Here is a 17,835-nt window from a genome sequence, read left to right as displayed (position 1 = left end):
CGTGTTCAACGACCGGTGGTCGCGCTGGGTTCCCGCCGCCGGACACCTTCGGCCAGCTCCTCGGTCAGCTCGCGGACCGCGGCAGGGCCGCCGTCCCCGAGCGCCTTGACCAGCGCCGCGCCGACGATGGCCGCGTCCGCGAACGCCGCCACGCCGGCCGCTTGCTCGCCGTTCGAGATCCCGAGCCCGACGCCGACCGGCACCTGGGTCGCGGCCTTCACCCGAGCCACCAGCGGCGCCGCGAGCTCGGACGGCTTGTCCCGAGCCCCGGTGACGCCCATTACGGCGGTCGCGTAGACGAATCCGCGACAGGCGGCCGTCGTCATCGCGATCCGTTCGTCGGTCGACGACGGCGAGACCAGGAAGACCTTGTCCAGCTCGTGCTTGTCCGCCGCGGCGATCCACTCCGCGCCCTCGTCCGGGATCAGGTCGGGAGTGATCAGGCCCGCTCCCCCGGAACTCGCGAAGTCCGCCGCGAACCGGTCCACGCCGTACCGCTCGATCGGGTTCCAGTACGTCATCACCAGCACCGGGACGTCGGAGTACGCCGCGATCTTCTCGACCGTACTGAGCACGTCCCGGGTCCGCAGTCCGCCGGCCAGGGCGGCCTCGGTCGCGCGCTGGATGGTGACGCCGTCCATCACCGGATCGCTGTACGGCAGGCCGAGCTCGAGCACGTCGGCACCGCCGTCGACCAGCGCCTTCAAACCGTCCAGCGCACCGTCGTACGTCGGGAAACCGGCGGGCAGGTACCCGACCAGGGCGCCGCGGCCTTCGGCGTTCGCCGCCCGGATCGCGGTCCCGGCCTTGCCCAGGGCAACGAGCTCACTCACGACCGGCCTCCTCGCCCGCCAGGCCGAACCAGGACGCGGCCGTGTCCATGTCCTTGTCACCGCGGCCGGACAGGTTCACCAGGATGGTGGCCTCCGGCCCCAGCTCCTTGGCGATGTCGAGCGCGCCGGCGACCGCGTGCGCGGACTCGATCGCCGGGATGATGCCCTCGGTCCGGGACAGCACCCGGAACGCCTCCATCGCCTCGGCGTCGGTGATCGGCCGGTACGACGCCCGCCCGGTCTCGGCCAGCCACGCGTGCTCCGGCCCGACGCCGGGATAGTCCAGCCCGGCCGAGATCGAGTGCGACTCGACCGTCTGCCCGTCCTCGTCCTGCAGCAGGAACGACCGCGCGCCGTGCAGTACGCCGACCTGCCCGGCGCTGATCGTGGCCGCGTGTCGCCCGGTGTCGAAGCCTTCGCCGCCCGGCTCGACGCCGTACAACTTCACGTCGGTGTCCGGAATGAACGCGGCGAACAGGCCGATCGCGTTCGACCCGCCGCCGACCGAGGCGACCGCGGCGTCCGGAAGCCTGCCGAGCAGTTCGAGCGACTGCTCCCGGGCCTCGTCGCCAATCCCGCGGACGAAGTCGCGGACCATCGCCGGGAACGGGTGCGAACCCGCCGCGGTGCCGAGGATGTAGTGCGTCTTGTCGACGCTGGCGACCCAGTCGCGCAGCGCCTCGTTGATCGCGTCCTTCAGCGTCCGGCTGCCGGTCTTGACGGGGATCACCTCAGCGCCGAGCAGCTTCATCCGGGCGACGTTCAGCGCCTGCCGCTCGGTGTCGACCTCGCCCATGTAGACCACGCACTCGAGGTCCATGTACGCACAGGCGGTCGCGGTCGCGACGCCGTGCTGACCGGCGCCGGTCTCGGCGATCACCCGGGTCTTGCCCATCCGCTTGGTCAGCAGGGCCTGGCCGATGGCGTTGCGGATCTTGTGCGCGCCGGTGTGGTTCAGGTCCTCGCGCTTCAGCAGGATCCGGGCACCGGCCACGTCCGACAGCCGGGTCGCGTCGTACAACAGGCTCGGCGCGCCGACGTACTGGCGCAGCATCCGCTCGAACTCACCGGTGAACTCCGGGTCGGCCATCGCCTCCCGCCACGAGGTGGTGAGCTCGTCGAGCGGGGCGATCAGCGCCTCCGGCATGAACCTGCCGCCGAAACGGCCGAAGTGCCCGAACTGGTCGGGCAGCACTGTGGACATCCGACAAACCTTCCAAGCCCGGCCCTGACGGCGCGGGAGAGTTGCTGTCCCGGTGCCGTGTGGACCGGCCCGGATGTACTAGTGCCGCTGCTGGATGGCGGGGTGCGACCCGGCAGCGACGAGGTCGGCGACCGAGGCGCGGGGATCGCGGCCGGTCACCAGGGTTTCACCGACGAGGACGACATCGGCCCCGGCGCGCGCGAACTCGATTACATCATGCGGGCCGCGGACGCCGGACTCGGCCACCCGGATCAGGTTGGACGGGATCGTCGGCGCGACCCGGGCGAACGTGTCCCGGTCGACCTCGAGCGTCTTCAGGTTGCGGTTGTTCACGCCGATCAGCTGGGCCCCGGCGTCCACCGCACGCCGGGTCTCCTCCTCGTCGTGCACCTCGACCAGCGGGCAGAGCCCGATCGACTGGGCCCGCTCGATCAGCGAGACCAGCGCCTCCTGCTCGAGCGCCGCGGCGATCAGCAGCACCATGTCGGCGCCGGCCGCGCGCGCCTCCCACAGCTGGTACGAGGACACGATGAAGTCCTTGCGCAGCACGGGTACGTCGACCCGGCCGCGGACCGCCCTCAGGTCGTCCAGGCTGCCGTTGAACCGGCGCTGCTCGGTCAGCACCGAGATCGCCGCCGCGCCACCGCCCTCGTACTCCCCCGCCAGCGCGGCCGGGTCGGTGATCTCGGCCAGGTCGCCCTTGGACGGGCTGGACCGCTTGACCTCGGCGATGATCGCGATGCCGTCGCCGCGGAACACCGGCATCGGGTCCTTGGCGTCGGGCTTGCGTTGCGCCTCGAGCTTCAGGTCGTCCAGGCTGACCCGCGCCTGGCGCTCGGCGAGGTCCTCCCGGACGCCGGCGAGAATGTCGTCGAGCACAGTCATCGTCTGTCCGCCCCTCAGTGCCGGTCGTCGGTCGGAACCCCGAAGCCCAGCAGCTGCATCACCTTGCCGGTCAGCGCACCGACCAGGGCGATCGCGACCGAGATCCAGAACAGCAGCCAGTTCGGCCCGAGCACCATCGCGACGGCACCCACCGTGAAGGCGATCAGCACGATGGTCACCGCGGTCCAGGCCGCCGGGCTGTTGCCGTGCAGGTCGTGAGCCTCCTGGCCCACCTGCTCCACCGGTTGATCCGCCCCTTGATCAGCCATCGTCTTGTCCATGGTTGGCGCCACTCCTCGTCGTCGTCCCGTCCTATTGTGTCGGTACCCCGCCGCGATCAGAGAGTCGGGTCCTCCCCGGCGTCGATCGCCTTCCACTGGTCGGCTCCGGAATCCGCCTTCGCCGGCGCCGGATCACGCTCGTACCGCGTAGTAGCACGCCGCCAGCGGTGCGCTGTCAGTACGCCGACCACCCCCGCGGCCCCGAGTGCCACTCCCCCGGCCAGCGCGAACCAGGGAGCCGGCCCGGTGACGATCTCGAACGAGTCCGTCCCCAACGTGAGCGCCGGGCGCATCCGCGTCAGCTCCTCGAGCTCCGGACGGACCCCGAACGCGACCACGACCGCCAGCACACCCAGCACGACGACCAGAGCGGCCAGCACGCGACGCAGCGCCGTACCGGCCAGTTTCATCACGATCACCGCCGCGACGCCGGCCAGCGCGAGGAAGACCGGTGCGCGGGTCAGGTCGTACCCCTTGAACGCCTCGTCGTTGACGGTCGTCCAGGTCAGGTACGCCGACAGCGCAAGCAGGACCAGCGCTGCCAGCGTGAGGACGTCGACGAGTCGCTGCGGCCGCATCACACCTCGCTGAACGTTCCCGCGACCGCGATCGCGTTGAGCACGGCGGCCGCCTTCGTCCGGCACTCCGCGTCCTCCGCGGCCGGGTCGGAGTCGGCGACGATGCCCGCACCGGCCTGCACGTACGCCGTCGTGCCGCGCAGCACCGCGGTCCGGATGGCGATCGCGGTGTCCGCGTCGCCGGCGAAGTCGAGGTAGCCGACGACACCGCCGTACACCCCGCGGCGGGTGACCTCGAGCTTGTCGATGATCTCCATCGCCCGCGGCTTCGGTGCCCCGGACAACGTTCCGGCCGGGAACGCGGCGGTCAGCGCGTCGAACGCGGTCTTGCCGGCCGCCAGCTGCCCGGTCACGGTCGACTCCAGGTGCATGACGTGGCTGTACCGCCGGACGTCCATGAAGTCGACCACCTCGACCGTGCCCGGCGCGCACACCCGGCCGACGTCGTTGCGGCCGAGGTCGACCAGCATGAGGTGCTCGGCCCGCTCCTTCGCGTCGGCCCGGAGCTCCTCCTCCAGCGCGTGATCCTCCTCGGGCGTCGTCCCGCGGCGGCGGGTGCCGGCGATCGGGTGCAGGATGACCTTGTTGTCGGTCACCTTGACCAGCGCCTCCGGGCTGGAGCCGACGATGTCGAACCCGTCCAGGCGGACCAGGTACATGTAGGGGCTCGGATTCGACCGGCGGAGCACCCGGTAGATGTCCAGCGCGCTCGCGGTCGTCTGCAGCTCGAACCGCTGCGACACCACGATCTGGAACGCCTCGCCCGCCCGGATCTCCTCCTTGGCGTGCTCGACCGCCTCCCGGTACTCCGCGCTTGAGCGCTGCCGGTGCGGATCCGGCTGCGCGCCCCGGTCGGCGCGGACGACGTACGACGGGGTCGGCCGGGCCAGGTCGCGCTCCATCGCGTCCAGCCGGCGGACCGCGTCCGCGTAGGCCTCGTCCACGCGCTCGTCGGAGTCGTCCCAGTTGACCGCGTTCGCGATCAGCCAGATCTCGCCGGTCTCATGGTCGAGGGCGGCCAGGTCGGTGGCGAACAGAAACGTCAGCTCGGGCAGGCCGAGGTCGTCGGTCGTTGTGTCCGGCAACCGTTCCAGCCGGCGGACGGCGTCGTACCCGAGGAAGCCGACCATGCCGCCGGTCAGCGGCGGGAGGTCCGGCAGCCGCGGGGTGTGCAGGATCTCCAGCGTCTCCCGCAGCGCCGCCAGCGGATCACCTGTCTGCGGCAGGCCGACCGGCGGGTTGCCGGTCCAGACGGCCTGGCCGTCGCGCTCGGTCAGCGTCGCCGCGGACCGGACGCCGACGAACGAGTAGCGCGACCAGACGCCGCCGTTCTCGGCCGACTCCAGCAGGAACGTGCCCGGGCGCTCGGCGGCGAGCTTGCCGTAGACACCGATCGGCGTCTCCGCGTCCGCGAGCAGCCGGCGCGTCACCGGGATGACCCGGCGGTCCTTCGCGTACTCCCGGAAGGTCTCGATGGTGGGGGCGGTCATCCCTTCACCTCGATCTGGCCGTGCTCGAAGCAGCTGCGGGTGCCGGTGTGGCAGGCCGGGCCCTCCTGGTCGACCAGGACGAGCAGGGTGTCGGCGTCGCAGTCGACCAGGATCTGCTTGACGTGCTGACGATGGCCGCTGGTCTCGCCCTTCACCCAGTACTCCTGCCGGCTGCGGGACCAGAACGTGTTCCGCCCGGTCTCCGCGGTCCGGCGGACCGCCTCGGCGTTCATCCAGCCCACCATCAGGACCTCACGCGTGTCGTACTGCTGTACCACCGCCGGGATCAGCCCGGCCGCGTCGAAGGTCAGCTCGTCGATACTCACCCACCCATTGTCGCCGATCCCGGGTGGCCTGCTGACCATGGTCCGGAACTGCGAGGATGGCCCGATGCCGAGGATCGACGAACTGCTGCGTGCCCACCCCGTCATCGACGGGCACAACGACCTGCCGATCGCGTTCTACGAGCTGTGCGGCTACGACCTGGACGCGTACGACCTGAACGGGCCGGTTCCGCAATTGCACACCGACCTGCCCCGGCTGCGGCAGGGCCGGGTGGGCGCCCAGTTCTGGTCGCTCTGGGTGCCGCAGGACGCCGACGCCGTACGCCGGACGTTCGAGCAACTCGACTTCGTCCGGCGACTGGTCGAGCGGTTCCCGTCGGAGCTCGCGCTGACGTCCACCGCGGACGAGGTCGAGGCCGCGATCAAGGCCGGCCGGATCGCGTCGCTGATGGGGATGGAGGGCGGCCACTCGATCGGTGAGTCGCTCGGCGTGCTGCGGGTGATGCGTGCGCTCGGTGTCCGGTACCTGACGTTGACGCACAACCACAACGTGTCGTGGGCGGACTCGGCGACCGACGAGCCGGTGCTCGGCGGGCTGAACGACTTCGGCGAGGAGGTCGTCCGGGAGATGAACCGGATCGGCATGCTGGTCGACCTGTCGCACGTCTCCGCGGACACCATGCGGCACGCGCTCCGGGTGACGAGTGCGCCGGTGATCTTCAGCCACTCGTCCGCGCGGGCGGTGTGCGACGTACCGCGGAACGCGCCGGACGACGTACTCGAGACGCTCGCGCGGAACGAGGGCGTGTGCATGGTGACGTTCGTGCCGGCGTTCGTCTCCCAGGAGTACGCCGACTGGTCCGAGGAGGCGGCCGCCAAGGCCGAGGAGGCCGGCGCGACCACGGCCGAGCTGGACAAGGCCGGGAAGCTGGAGGCGCTGGTCGGGCGGCCCCGGCCGGAGGCCACGCTCGCGGACGTCGTCCGGCACGTGGAGCACGTCCGCGAGGTGGCCGGCGTGGACCACCTCGGCCTCGGTGGCGACTACGACGGCTGCCCCGGTCTCCCGGTCGGGCTCGAGGACGTGTCGACGTACCCGGCCCTGTTCGAGGCGCTGGCCGGCCGCGGGTGGAGCGACGACGAGCTCGCGAAGCTTGCCGGCGGCAACATCCTGCGCGTCCTCCGGGCCGCTGACGAGGCCGCTGCCTGAGCGCTGCTGCTCGGCCCGTCGCCCAGCCCGTGCCTAGGCTTTGCGGTAGACGTCGCGGGTCTCGGGCTGCGGGACGAAACCGGCCGACTGGTAGGTGGCGACCGCGCCGACGTTGAAGCCCGGCGTGCAGACGATCGCGCTCGACGAGCCCAGCTCCCGCAGGGCGCGCGCCCCGGCCACCGTGATCGCCCGGCCGTAACCGTGACCGCGGTGGCCCCGGTGCACGCCCATGGGCTCGATCAGCCCGGGCCTGCCCGGACCGGCCGACCAGACGGTGATGGCCGCGACCGCGTCACCCTGTTCGTTCCGCCCGATCAGGCACCGCGCGTCGGCGTACGCCGGTCCGGACGCCATCGCGTGCCAGCGCTCGTCGGTGAACGTGGACCCGTCGAACGACGCCCGCTGGACCGCCGTCCGCTCGGACACCTGCTCCGGGCCGACCACCTCGATCCGCAGACCGGGGTCTTCCACCGGCTCGGCGAGGTCACGGCGCAGCGGGATCCACGGGTCGTCGACCTCCCAGCCGTCCTTGACCAGCAGGTCCCGGACCAGCGCGCCCATCGGCGCCTCGACGTACACCTTGCCCTCGATCAGTACGCCGCGCTCCGGTGCCGACACGTCCTCGGCCACCTGGCGCGCGAGCTCCTCGTCGATGTGCAGGTCCGGCGCGATCGTCATCCGCAGCAGGTCGGGCTCGTCCAGCAGGCCGACCGCCACGATCTCCCCCGCGCGGCTCCACGTCCGCACCGACGCCGCGGTCTTCTCGGCACCGAAGCGCCAGTACCAGCCGATGTCCCCGGGATGCAGTTGTGACCGCGCCCCGTCGTACTGCCACTCCCTGAGCGCACCCACCGCCGCGCCCAGCCCGTCGACCCCCGGCATCCCCATCTCGATCGCCATCCCCCGATCACACACCACCCGACGCCCCCCACGCACCCCACTTTCCACCGCACCCCTTCTCTACCCGCTCCCTCCCCCGGCACCTTCCCCGCCCCCGCCCCTCCCCGCCCGCTGTGTACCGACTTTGAGCACCGGACAACCATTCTTCGCGGCCAGAAGTGACTGGCTGGTGCTTAAGGTTCGGCCAGTTGTCCACAGGTCGGCGATGAGGGGATGCGTACGTCGCTGCAGCCGGGAGACGCTGGTGTCGTGGATCGACTTCCGGACATCGCGCGTACCCGGCTGATGGATGCCCGGCGGCGTCCACAGCGCCGGCGAACCCTGCGCGAACTCGGACTGAGCGATGCCGATATTCGACGCCTGGTACGTCGGCGCGAACTGCAACATCATCACGGGTTCTACATCGACGGAGGCCTGGACGAGGAACTCGCGGCGATCGCGTGTGCCCGCGCGTCGTACCCAGGATCGGTGATCAGTCATCTCAGCGCGGCCGGGCTCGCAGGACTCCGGACGTGGACAGACAGCCGTCGCCCGAACGCGTCGCCGGCCGACGCCGTCTGGCTGACTCGGCCACCCAATGCCAAACGCAACCAACGGCGCCCCGACATCGTCGTACGACGAGCCGGCCTGCCGCCATACGATGTCACGAGGTCACTGTGGTTGCCGGTGACGACCGTGGCCAGGACCGTCGTCGACCTCGCGCGAGAGCTGGAGTTCCGCGAGGCGATCGTCACGATCGACCACGCGCTACGCACCGGTACGCCGATCGAGGCGCTGACCGCCGTACTCGATCTACAGCACCACTGGCCCGGGGTACGGCGGGCCCGGACCGCGATCGCGTTCGGCGACCCCCGCTCGGAATCGGCGCTGGAGTCGATCGCTCGCGCGGCGTTCGCCGCGGCCGGACTGCCGGCGCCCGTACTGCAGGTTCAGTTCTTCGACGGCTTCCGTTGGCTGCCGGAACGCGTTGACTTCTGGTGGCCGTGGTTCCGGACCGTCGGAGAGGCAGACGGGCTCGCCAAGTACGACGGCGACACACCGGAAGAACGCCGGCGGCGACTGCGGCAGAGTCATCTGCGGGACCAACGACTCAGCGACCGCGGTGTCGAACTCGTGCACTTCGGGTGGGAGGACGTAGTCGTCAACCCCCTGGCTCTCGCCGGCCGCTTCCGCGCCGCCTTCCGCCGTGGCGCCGCCCGCACCGGCGACGAACCAACCTGGCGCTCCCTCACCCCCAACCCCCACGCCGCCTGACCCATCCACCGCCGCTGACGTATACCCGTCGGCGCCTGACCACGCCGTACGCCCCGCGACCTCATCCCCGCCCGCACCACCTTGAGCACCCACCAACCACAATCACGCGCTCCGGGTGGGTGGTGCGTGCACAAAGACACGCGGGCGATCCCAGGTGGCGGACAGCGCCTCGATGGCAGCCCGCGCGGCACGACGAACGTACGGCGGGCCGGGCGGGTCGTCCGCTTCGAGCAGCCAGTAGCCAGAATTACGCCGCAGACGTGGATGGTGGGTGCACGAAGTCGGGGTGGCTGGGGTGAGCTGGGACACGGTGTGTTTGGGGTTGGGGCGATCGGGCACGGGGCGAACTCCTGATGTCTACAGGTTGGAGTAGTTGTGCTGACGCTGACCGAGAACGCGACTCTGGTGATCAAGAGCATCACGGGGGTCGAGGGTGCGCCGGACGGCGCCGGGGTGCGGATCTCGCAGGAGGATCCGGCCAACCCCGCGCTGGCGGTGACGACCACGGAGGCGCCACGACCGGGTGACCAGGTGGTCGAGGAGAGCGGAGCGCGGGTCTTCCTCGAGGAGAACGCAGCGAACGCGCTGGACGACAAGATCCTGGACGCGGCGGTCGACGACAAGGGCGGCGTCGAGTTCCTGCTGGTACCCCAGCCGGGGACCGGACGGGAGAACGGTGCTGCCCCGACCTCCTGAGTCGACCGTCTGATGTGAACGGCCGGGACCAGCCCCTTTCCACGGTCCCGGCCGTTGCACGTCCACAGCCGGCTCCGAGCACGTCACGCCCGACAGCGCCGTCCTGAGCGCCACGCACTCGGGCCGGTGAGCGCCGGACCGAGCGCCGCGGCTAGAGCGCGCTGCGTTGGGCGATCCAGCTGTCGTGCAGGCGGGTGTAGACGCCGCCGGCGCCGACCAGCTCCGCGTGCGGTCCGCGCTCGACGATCCTGCCGTCGTCGAAGACCAGCACCTCGTCGGCCGCCTCCGCCGTCGACAGCCGGTGCGCGATCGTCACCGACGTCCGGCCGGCCATCAACCGCTCGAGCGCCGCATTCACCCGGACCTCGGTCCCGGGGTCGACCGCCGAGGTCGCCTCGTCGAGAACCAGCAGGTCGGGGTCGGCGATGTTCGCCCGGACGAGCGCGACCAGCTGACGCTCACCCGCCGACAGCGACTCGCCGCGCTGCCCGACCGGGGACTCCAGACCGTCCGGCAACGACTCCAGCCAGTCGGTCAGCCCCAGCGACTCGAACGCCGCGAGCAGCTGCCCGTCCGTCACGTCCGGCCGGCCGAAGCGCACGTTCTCAGCCAGCGAGGCGTCGAACAGGTACCCGTCCTGCGGCACCATCACGACCCGCTCCCGCAGCGACGCGAACGAGATCTCCCGCGCGTCCACGCCGTCCAGCCGGACCGCTCCCGAGGTCGGATCCATCAACCGGGTCAGCAGCTTCGCGAACGTCGTCTTCCCCGACCCGGTCTCGCCCACCACCGCGACCCGCCGATGCGGCTCCAGCCGTACGTCGACGTCGCGCAGGACGAGATCACCGTCCGGGTACGCGAAGTCCACGTCGGCGAAGTCCACCGAGATCGGCCCGCGCGCCTGGACGACACCCGACTCGCCGGGGTCGACCACGTCGGCCGGGGTCGCGATCACGCCGAGCACCCGCCGCCAGCCGGCGAACGCGCTCTGGGCGTCGGTGAGCACCTGGGTCGCGATCTGCACCGGGTCGGAGAACAGCGCGACCAGGAACATGAACGCGAGGATCTCCCCCAGCGTCGCCTGGCCGTCGATGCCGAGCAGTACGCCGGCCGTCAGCACCCCGGCGTTCGCCAGGCCGGCCGCCAGACCGCCGATCGAGAACGTCAGCCCGGTGATCGCCTGCGCCTTGGTCGCCTGCCGCCGGTAGTCCTCGATCGAGCCGTCGATCCGCTCCTGGGTGCGCTTCTCGATCGCGTACGCCCGGACCACCTGTGCCCCGACCACGGGCTCGGCGATCGCGGACAGCATCTCGCCGACCTTCGCCCGGACCACGCCGTACGCCGCGGACATCAGCCGCTGCAGGTACTTCAGGCTGGCGAACAGCGGGATGAAGCAGATCAGCACGACGAGCGCGAGCTGCCACGAGTAGACGAACATGACCACGGTCGCGAGCAGCATCTGGCCGATGCTGACCAGGAAGATGAACCCACCGAACTGCAGGAACTGCGAGACTGTGTCCACGTCCGAGGTGACCCGGCTGACCAGGGCGCCGCGCCGCTCGGTGCTCTGGGTCAGCACCGGCAGGTCGTGCACGTGCCGGAACGCCTTGATCCGCATCGTCGCCAGACCACGCTCGGAGTTGATCGCGAGCCGAACGGTCGTCAGGTACGACGCTACCGCGGTGACCAGCACGCCGAGCGCACACACGAGGCACATCCACGCCACGAAGGACATGTCCGGCCCGCCCGGACCCGACAGCCCCTTGTCGATCGTCTGCTGCACCGCGATCGGTACGACGATGCGCCCGGCCGTCATCAACAACGCGAGCAGCCCGGTGATCCACCAGCCCTGCGCCAGCTCGGGCGACACCCGGATCCCCTGCCGCAGCGTCTCCAGACCACCCGCGTCGTCCCCGTGGTCAAGTCTCGTCGTCTCCGCCGTGCTCATCCGCGTCCTCGCTTCGCTCCGGGCGCGGATGAGACACAAGGCGCGCTGTACTTGATGGTGAACTCGCTCCGCTCGCTCACGCGGATGCTCCTTCCGCGTCCAGGTCGTCGACTTCCGCGGCCAGCTCCGCCTCTTCCTGGCGGCGGGCCGCGTCCTTCTCGTAGGCGTCCACCAGCTCGCGGTACGCCGCGGACGTCCGCTGCAGCTCGGTATGCGTCCCCTGCGCCGCGATCCGGCCCTCGTCCAGGAACACCACCTCGTCCGCGAGCGAGATCGTCGCCTTGCGGTAGGCGATCACCAGCACGGTGGTCGCGGCCTCGGCGTCCTGGACCGCGGACCGCAGTCCGGCCAGGATCCGCGCCTCGACCTGCGGGTCGACCGCGCTGGTCGCGTCGTCCAGGATCAACAGCCGCGGACGGCGTACCAGCGCGCGGGCCAGGGCGATCCGCTGCCGCTGGCCACCGGACAGCGTCGTCCCGCGCTCACCGACCTTGGTGTCCAGCCCTTCCGGCAGCCCCTTGACGAAGCCGTCGCCCTGGGCGATCCGGAGCGCGTCCCAGACGTCCTCGTCGCTGTAGTCGCCGCCGAGCGTGATGTTGCCGCGGACCGTGTCGTCGAACAGGAACGCGGTCTGCGCCACCAGCGCGACCGAGCCGGCGAGCTCGTCCCGGGCGAGGTCGCGCAGATCGAGACCGTCGACCTTGACCGCCCCCTCCTCCGGGTCGACGAGGCGGGTCAGCAGCGTGGTCAGCGTCGACTTGCCGGCGCCGGTCGGACCGACCATCGCGACCGTCTTGCCGGGCTCGATGGTGAAGTCCACCCCGGTGAGCACGTCCCGCTCGGGCAGGTACCCGAACCGTACGCCGGAGACGTCCAGCCGCGCCGCCTTCGGAGACGTCAGCCGCTGGTCGCCGTACTCCATCCCGCCCTCGGCGGTCAGCACCCGCTGGACCCGGTCCCACCCGACGACGGAGCGCGGCAGCTCGCCGAGCACCCAGCCGAGCGCGCGGATCGGGAAGCCGATCAACGTGAACAGGAACGCCACCTGGACGACGTCACCGGGATCGGCGGCGCCCGACCGCACCCGGCCGACGCCGACCAGCAGCACCGCGAGCACCCCGAGCCGGGGCAGCCCGTCGATCACCGGGTCGAACATGCCGCGGGCCTTGTTCACCGCGATGTTGGCGTCCCGCAGGGCGTACGTCGGGCCGCGGAAGCGCTCGGTCTCGGCGGCCTCGCGGCCCAGCGTCTTCACCACGAGGGCCCCGTCGAACGACTCGTGCGCGACCTCGGAGACGTCCGCGCGGAGCTGCTGCGCCCGGGTCGCGAGCGGCTGCAGGTAGCGTTGGAAGATCACGTTGGCCACGAACACCAGCGGGAACACGAGGCAGCCGACGAGCGCGAGCCAGACGTCGGCCAGGAACATCGCGACGGTCGCGAACGCGAGCATCGCGAGCACCCCGATCGCCATCGGCAGCGGAGCGATCACGAACCAGATCGACTCGACGTCGGCGTTGGCGTTCGACAGCAGCATCCCGGTCGGGTGCTTGTGGTGCCACTCGAGCGGGAGCTTCAGGTACTGCCGGGTGACGCGCCGGCGGTACGTCGCCTGCAGCCGGAACTGCATGATGCCGGCCCCGATCCGCCGGCCGACCACCCCGATCGCCCGCAGGACCGCGATCCCGAGGAACAGCGAGATCAGCGCCGCGATCGCGCCGCCGGTGGTGTCACCGCGCTCCAGCGCGGGCCGGACCACGTGGTCCGTCGCCCAGCCGAGCGCCCACCCGTCGGCCACCGTCATCGCGCCGTACAGCATGCTCGCGAGCACCGACAGGGCGAAGATCCACGGCTCCTCCCAGATCGCGACCTTCAGGACCGCGAAGCCCCTCCGGGTCACGCTCCCCTTGTCCGGGACTTTCGGCGGCACGGGCAACACGCTCCAGGCATTCAGGTGCATCCATCGGACACAGTCATGACAACGATTGACATTCTGCCATTCCACTCCGACAACTACGATCGACGTGTGACCGACTACAGCCGGAGAGAACGACTCGCCCTGTGTGACCTCTTCGACCAGCTCGGTCCTGACCGGCCGACGCTCTGCGAGGGCTGGACGACCCACGACCTGGCCGTGCACCTGTACGTCCGCGAGGCCGACCTGATGGCCGGGCCGGGGATCATGATCCCGGCACTGTCGGACACCACCGAGAAGCGGATGGCCCGGGCCAAGGCGCAGTACAGCTTCACCGAGATCGTGGAGAAGGTCCGCACCGGGCCGCCGACGTTCTCGATCTACTCGGTGCCCAAGTTCGGCCACCAGCTGAACACGACCGAGTACTTCGTCCACCACGAGGACGTCCGCCGCGCCCAGCCGTCGTACGACGTCCGCACGCTGCCACCCGGTCAGCAGGCAGGCCTGTGGAAGGCGGTCCGGCTGGCGGCGAAGTCGATGACCCGGAAGGCGCCGAGCGGCCTCGTCCTGCGGTCGACGGACGGGTCGGAGTCGGTCGCCAAGAAGCCGACCGAGCTCGGGTCGGTGACGGTGACCGGCGAGCCGTCGGAGCTGGTGCTGTTCTGCTTCGGCCGGCAGCAGGTGGCCGACGTACGGTTCGAGGGCGACGCGGAGACGATCGAGCGGCTCCGCAGCGCGTCCTTCGGCGTCTAGCGCGTCATCCGGCGTCCGACCGGCGCTTCCGGCGGCGCCGGCGCTGGATCACCGTGCTGACCACGGTGGTGAGGACGACGAGCACGATGGCCGCGAGCACACCCTGCCAGGGCTCGTCGAACAACGCGTACCCGATCAGCCCGATCGCCATGTAGACCGCCGCCCACAGCGACGACGCGGCCAGGTCCACGAGCGCGAACCGCTCCCAGCGGTACCCGGCCAGGCCGGCCGCGAGCAGCACCGGCACCCGGCCGCCCGGGATCAGCCGGGACGTCAGCAACACCCCGATCTCGTGCTCGGCCAATCGGTCCCGCAGCGCGTCGAGCGTCTCGTTGTCGCGCAACCACCCGACCCGCTTGGCCAGCCGCTCCCCGCCGAACCGGCAGCCGGCGTACACGATCAGGTCCCCGACGTACGCCCCGCCCGCCCCCGCGATCAGTACGCCGACCAGCCCGATCGGATTGTGGTGCGACGCCAGCACGGCACCCGCCGACACCGCCGCCCCCGTCGGCAGCACCGGCAGCACAGCACCGAGCAGCACCGCCCCGGCAAGCGCGAACAGGTACCAGACGTCGAAGTGGGTTTCACCGGTCATGGGCGACCTCGGTGGACTCGCCGGGCTCTAGGACCTGCACCTTGACGGCAGGGTCGACTTCGGCCATCGCGTCCTTGAAGCGTTCGCCCGGCGGCAGGAACAGGTCCGGCTTCAGCCAGTCGCACCCGATCGGCCAGAACGTCCCGAAGTGGACCGGGATCGCCGCTCGCGCGCCGACCAGCCGGACAGCCTCGGCCGCCCGGACCGGATCCAGGTGACCGGGACCGAGCGACGGGCCCCACCCGCCGACCGGCACCAGCGCCAGGTCGACCGGGCCGGCCTCCGCGGCCAAGTCGTCGTACAGGTCGGTGTCACCGGCGAACCACACGCTCGGCGAGCCCTCGACCCGGAAGCCGAGCGCCGGCCCGCTGAACGACGACCAGGGCAGCCGGCGGCCGTCGTGGTGCGCGGTCACGGCGGTGATGTCCAGCGCACCGATCCGCACCTGGTTGCCCGGAGCAACCTCGATGCACCGGTCCGCGACCTCGCGGCCGAACTCCTGCTGGATGAGCCGGGCCGTTCCCCGCGGCACCACCAGCGCGGCGCCCGGAGCGACCAGCTGGATCGACGTCAGGTGCAGGTGGTCGGCATGCATGTGCGAGATCAGTACGGCGTCGCACTCGGCCGCGGCCGGCAACGGCGCCGGACCGCGACGCCGGCGCAGGTGCGCGATCCGCGCCGTCAGGACGGGATCGGTCAGGAGCCGCGTGCCGTTCTCCTCGATGGTGGTGGTGGCATGCCCCCACCAGGTGATCCGCACGCGTCAGGCCTCCACCCTCGTCTCGACCGGCTTCCGGAGGTCCTTGCGGTGACCGAGCAGCTCGAGCCAGTCGATCAGCAGCGCGTGGACCGCGTCGGAGCCTACGGGAGGCTCGTCCACCGCCCAACGACTCGGGTGCACCAGCACCGCCTCGGTCTGCCAGCCGCCGATCCCGCCGTGACACCCGACCAGCTCCTCGAACGCGGCCACCTCGTGGGTGTAGTCGTCCAGCCGGCTGACCACCACGAGATCGCCGTTGTGCGGCATCTCCGCCTGCCGCAGCATCGACGCGGCCGCGAACGGTCCGTACGACGCGAGCGGGTCCTCCCCCTCGATCCGGCCGGTCCGCAGCACGTGGACTCCGGCCCGCCCGATCGCGACCGGCCCCTCGGCCAGCGAGTCGACGACGACGAAGCCGATGCCGGGGTGGGTCGCCAGGCCCGGGATCAGCTTCGGGTGCAGCAGCTCGATCTCCTCCAGCGGCACCCGGCCGGGAGTGGTCGCGAGGTAGAGCAGCGCCAGGTTGCCGGACGAGGTGACCACGATCTGCTCGTCGGCGGCGACCTGCGGCTCGCAGTCCTTCGGGCCGAGCTCGACCTCGCCGTCCCGGGCCTTGCCGTGCAGTGCCTTCCGGGTCACCGAGCCGGCCACGCTGCCACCCAGCGAGAGCTCGGTCAGGAACGCGTTCACCGGGCCCCAGCCCTCGGTCCTGCCGACCGCCGCCACCGGCTCCTTGGTGGTGTCGACCAGGTCGTCGACCACCTCGGTGAGCGTCCGGCCGTACCGTTGCTGGAACGTCGAGCCCTGGCTCTGGCCGTGGTCGGACAGGACGACGATCTCGTACGAGTGCGGCAGGATGTCGATGATCCGCTGCAGCGCGCCGAGCACACGGTCGAGACCCTCCAGGGTCTGCAGTGACTCGGCCCGGGTCGGGCCGGCGTGGTGGGCGACCTCGTCGTAGTCGACGAAGTCGCAGTAGATCACCGGCGTCCCCTTCACCAGCTCGTCGGTGATCAGCGAGACGTTCAGGTCGCGCAGCAGCACGTTCGTGATCGCGCGGAGGACGATGTACGCGCCGCCGCGTTTGACCCGCGGGACCAGGTGCCGCGCTCGCTGGCGGCGGGCCTGGTGCAACTCCTTGACCATCTCGGCGACACACAGCACCAGACCGCGGGCGGCACCCTGCGGGCTGGAGAAGAACCGGACGTACCCGCGGCTGCGGTGGCTCGGCAGCGAGGCGCGGCTGAACACCAACTCGCACCGCTCGGCGTCCCCGGACCAGTTGTTGCTGATGCTGACGCCGCCGTCGGCGAGCAGGCCGCGTCCGGTCGACATCCGCTTCTCGAGCTCGGCCGCGTCCCGGCCGCGGTTGGTCACCATCACCCGGGCGGTCTCCTTCTCGTACCACCGGAACGCCGGGATCTGCCCCGAGCCGCCGTGCAGGATGCCCGCCTGGCTGGCCGGGGTCGTCGACGGTACGCCGGTGTGCCAGCCGACCATCGAGTGCCGGCCGTCGCGGATCCAGCCGCCCAGGTTCGGCAGGTTGCCGGCCAGGACCATCCAGTTCAGCAGCGGCGCCGACAGTCCGTCGATCTGGATGATCAGCAGGCCGGTCTTCGGGGCGGGCGTGATCTTGCGGGCCCGCCGGTGGACGACCCGCATGACCTCGGCGACGTACGCGTCGTCGCTGCCGGCGTACGCGATCCAGCCGACGAACGCGCTCACCGACGCCATCACGACGGCGACCATCACCGGTGCCTCGACGCCACCGTGCAGGTTCACGCCGGGGTCGACGGTGATGCCGAGGTAGACCACGCCGAACTGCGACAGCAGGCCGCCGACCAGGACGCCGATCGAGCCGATCAGCATCGCGATCCCGGCCAGCACCCAGCGCATCAGCATGCTGAACACGGCCAGCAGGACGACCAGGCGCAGGATCGGCAGCCGGCCGTCGCTGCTGATCTGCGGCAGCGTCCAGAAGGTGATCATCAGCGAGACCAGCGAGGCGAGTCCGCCGAACAGCATCGCCTGCAGGCCCCGGCCGGTCCGGCGGCCGAGGTCCAGCCAGACCGGGCGACGTGGTCGTCGCCGGTCCCCGGACACCTGCTCAGGTGGTTTCGCCATCTCCTGGATCGTGCTCCCCGTCGCTGCCGCTGTGCTCTACCGAGCCTACGAGGCATCGTGCAGCACGGAGGCGGTGCGCCACGCACCGGGACGGGTGGATCCCGGGTCCGGTCCGGGACCCACCCGGCACT

General features: G+C 71.1%; 17 protein-coding genes. 4 read left to right on the top strand and 13 right to left on the bottom strand.

Going from position 1 to position 17,835, the window contains the following annotated elements; genetic code table 11:
- Window positions 1-5: 5 nt before the first annotated feature.
- The 7 genes from trpA to hisI form a co-directional block, all read right to left on the bottom strand.
- Window positions 6-833 (bottom strand): tryptophan synthase subunit alpha, encoded by an 828-nt coding sequence (gene trpA, locus ACQPYZ_RS14980; RefSeq protein WP_433168530.1) that lies wholly within the window; start codon window positions 831-833, stop codon window positions 6-8.
- Complete coding sequence (gene trpB, locus ACQPYZ_RS14975) at window positions 826-2,037, bottom strand: tryptophan synthase subunit beta (RefSeq protein WP_433168528.1); 1,212 nt, start codon at window positions 2,035-2,037, stop codon at window positions 826-828. Before trpB ends, trpA begins: the two co-directional genes overlap by 8 nt.
- A gap of 78 nt (window positions 2,038-2,115) precedes the next feature.
- A complete protein-coding gene (gene trpC / locus ACQPYZ_RS14970; protein WP_433168526.1) occupies window positions 2,116-2,922 on the bottom strand; it encodes an indole-3-glycerol phosphate synthase TrpC in 807 nt (268 codons plus the stop codon).
- A 14-nt stretch (window positions 2,923-2,936) separates the two neighbouring features.
- Window positions 2,937-3,191 carry an HGxxPAAW family protein gene (locus tag ACQPYZ_RS14965; RefSeq protein ID WP_433168524.1) on the bottom strand — a complete coding sequence of 85 codons (255 nt, stop codon included), beginning with the start codon at window positions 3,189-3,191 and terminating at the stop codon, window positions 2,937-2,939.
- Window positions 3,192-3,259: 68 nt separating this feature from the next.
- Complete coding sequence (locus ACQPYZ_RS14960; protein ID WP_433168522.1) at window positions 3,260-3,781, bottom strand: Trp biosynthesis-associated membrane protein; 522 nt, start codon at window positions 3,779-3,781, stop codon at window positions 3,260-3,262.
- Window positions 3,781-5,271, bottom strand: coding sequence for an anthranilate synthase component I (locus ACQPYZ_RS14955; protein WP_433168521.1), 1,491 nt, complete (start codon window positions 5,269-5,271; stop codon window positions 3,781-3,783). Before ACQPYZ_RS14955 ends, ACQPYZ_RS14960 begins: the two co-directional genes overlap by 1 nt.
- A complete protein-coding gene (gene hisI / locus ACQPYZ_RS14950; RefSeq protein WP_433168518.1) occupies window positions 5,268-5,597 on the bottom strand; it encodes a phosphoribosyl-AMP cyclohydrolase in 330 nt (109 codons plus the stop codon). Before hisI ends, ACQPYZ_RS14955 begins: the two co-directional genes overlap by 4 nt.
- Before the next feature lie 64 nt (window positions 5,598-5,661).
- Between hisI and ACQPYZ_RS14945 the strand changes: the two genes are divergently transcribed.
- Window positions 5,662-6,762, top strand: a complete 1,101-nt coding sequence (locus ACQPYZ_RS14945; protein WP_433168516.1) for a dipeptidase — start codon at window positions 5,662-5,664, stop codon at window positions 6,760-6,762.
- A gap of 33 nt (window positions 6,763-6,795) precedes the next feature.
- Here the strand turns inward: ACQPYZ_RS14945 and ACQPYZ_RS14940 are convergent, their stop codons facing one another.
- Window positions 6,796-7,662 carry a GNAT family N-acetyltransferase gene (locus tag ACQPYZ_RS14940; RefSeq protein WP_433168514.1) on the bottom strand — a complete coding sequence of 289 codons (867 nt, stop codon included), beginning with the start codon at window positions 7,660-7,662 and terminating at the stop codon, window positions 6,796-6,798.
- A gap of 249 nt (window positions 7,663-7,911) precedes the next feature.
- On the opposite strand from ACQPYZ_RS14940, the gene ACQPYZ_RS14935 reads away from it, so the two are divergent.
- The gene (locus ACQPYZ_RS14935; protein WP_433168512.1) at window positions 7,912-8,916 is read left to right on the top strand and encodes a hypothetical protein; all 1,005 of its coding nucleotides are present in this window, start codon (window positions 7,912-7,914) and stop codon (window positions 8,914-8,916) included.
- A gap of 375 nt (window positions 8,917-9,291) precedes the next feature.
- Window positions 9,292-9,612: a Fe-S cluster assembly protein HesB gene (locus tag ACQPYZ_RS14930; protein WP_132325801.1), complete on the top strand. Its 321-nt coding sequence runs from the start codon at window positions 9,292-9,294 to the stop codon at window positions 9,610-9,612.
- A gap of 151 nt (window positions 9,613-9,763) precedes the next feature.
- Here the strand turns inward: ACQPYZ_RS14930 and ACQPYZ_RS14925 are convergent, their stop codons facing one another.
- Complete coding sequence (locus tag ACQPYZ_RS14925) at window positions 9,764-11,560, bottom strand: ABC transporter ATP-binding protein (protein ID WP_433168510.1); 1,797 nt, start codon at window positions 11,558-11,560, stop codon at window positions 9,764-9,766.
- A 76-nt stretch (window positions 11,561-11,636) separates the two neighbouring features.
- Window positions 11,637-13,487, bottom strand: coding sequence for an ABC transporter ATP-binding protein (locus ACQPYZ_RS14920; protein ID WP_433168508.1), 1,851 nt, complete (start codon window positions 13,485-13,487; stop codon window positions 11,637-11,639).
- Window positions 13,488-13,583: 96 nt separating this feature from the next.
- Between ACQPYZ_RS14920 and ACQPYZ_RS14915 the strand changes: the two genes are divergently transcribed.
- Window positions 13,584-14,225 carry a TIGR03085 family metal-binding protein gene (locus ACQPYZ_RS14915; protein ID WP_433168506.1) on the top strand — a complete coding sequence of 214 codons (642 nt, stop codon included), beginning with the start codon at window positions 13,584-13,586 and terminating at the stop codon, window positions 14,223-14,225.
- Between the two features lie 4 nt (window positions 14,226-14,229).
- On the opposite strand, the gene ACQPYZ_RS14910 is transcribed toward ACQPYZ_RS14915, so the two are convergent.
- Genes ACQPYZ_RS14910 through ACQPYZ_RS14900 form a run of 3 tightly spaced genes read right to left on the bottom strand, consistent with a single transcriptional unit; the run spans window position 14,230 to window position 17,704 of the window.
- Window positions 14,230-14,820 (bottom strand): DedA family protein, encoded by a 591-nt coding sequence (locus tag ACQPYZ_RS14910; protein ID WP_433168504.1) that lies wholly within the window; start codon window positions 14,818-14,820, stop codon window positions 14,230-14,232.
- Window positions 14,810-15,580 (bottom strand): MBL fold metallo-hydrolase, encoded by a 771-nt coding sequence (locus tag ACQPYZ_RS14905; protein ID WP_433168501.1) that lies wholly within the window; start codon window positions 15,578-15,580, stop codon window positions 14,810-14,812. The genes ACQPYZ_RS14910 and ACQPYZ_RS14905 overlap by 11 nt, the downstream gene beginning before the upstream one ends.
- Window positions 15,581-15,583: 3 nt before the next feature.
- On the bottom strand, window positions 15,584-17,704 hold the full coding sequence (locus ACQPYZ_RS14900; protein ID WP_433168499.1) for an alkaline phosphatase family protein: 2,121 nt from the start codon (window positions 17,702-17,704) through the stop codon (window positions 15,584-15,586).
- Window positions 17,705-17,835 lie beyond the last annotated feature (131 nt).

It is taken from the genome of Kribbella sp. CA-247076, assembly GCF_050942445.1.
Taxonomy (GTDB): Bacteria; Actinomycetota; Actinomycetes; order Propionibacteriales; family Kribbellaceae; genus Kribbella.
Note: the sequence above shows the minus strand (reverse complement) of the source record. Positions and strands in the feature narration are given on the sequence as shown.

What these genes read in the sequence shown, in the direction of transcription:
- ACQPYZ_RS14940 (WP_433168514.1), bottom strand. Translation starts at nt 7,662, where the DNA reads ATGGCGATCGAGATGGGGATGCCGGGGGTCGACGGGCTGGGCGCGGCG.
- ACQPYZ_RS14965 (WP_433168524.1), bottom strand. Translation starts at nt 3,191, where the DNA reads ATGGCTGATCAAGGGGCGGATCAACCGGTGGAGCAGGTGGGCCAGGAG.
- ACQPYZ_RS14925 (WP_433168510.1), bottom strand. Translation starts at nt 11,560, where the DNA reads ATGAGCACGGCGGAGACGACGAGACTTGACCACGGGGACGACGCGGGT.
- ACQPYZ_RS14900 (WP_433168499.1), bottom strand. Translation starts at nt 17,704, where the DNA reads ATGGCGAAACCACCTGAGCAGGTGTCCGGGGACCGGCGACGACCACGT.
- ACQPYZ_RS14945 (WP_433168516.1), top strand. Translation starts at nt 5,662, where the DNA reads ATGCCGAGGATCGACGAACTGCTGCGTGCCCACCCCGTCATCGACGGG.
- trpC (WP_433168526.1), bottom strand. Translation starts at nt 2,922, where the DNA reads ATGACTGTGCTCGACGACATTCTCGCCGGCGTCCGGGAGGACCTCGCC.
- ACQPYZ_RS14910 (WP_433168504.1), bottom strand. Translation starts at nt 14,820, where the DNA reads ATGACCGGTGAAACCCACTTCGACGTCTGGTACCTGTTCGCGCTTGCC.
- ACQPYZ_RS14960 (WP_433168522.1), bottom strand. Translation starts at nt 3,781, where the DNA reads ATGCGGCCGCAGCGACTCGTCGACGTCCTCACGCTGGCAGCGCTGGTC.
- ACQPYZ_RS14955 (WP_433168521.1), bottom strand. Translation starts at nt 5,271, where the DNA reads ATGACCGCCCCCACCATCGAGACCTTCCGGGAGTACGCGAAGGACCGC.
- trpB (WP_433168528.1), bottom strand. Translation starts at nt 2,037, where the DNA reads ATGTCCACAGTGCTGCCCGACCAGTTCGGGCACTTCGGCCGTTTCGGC.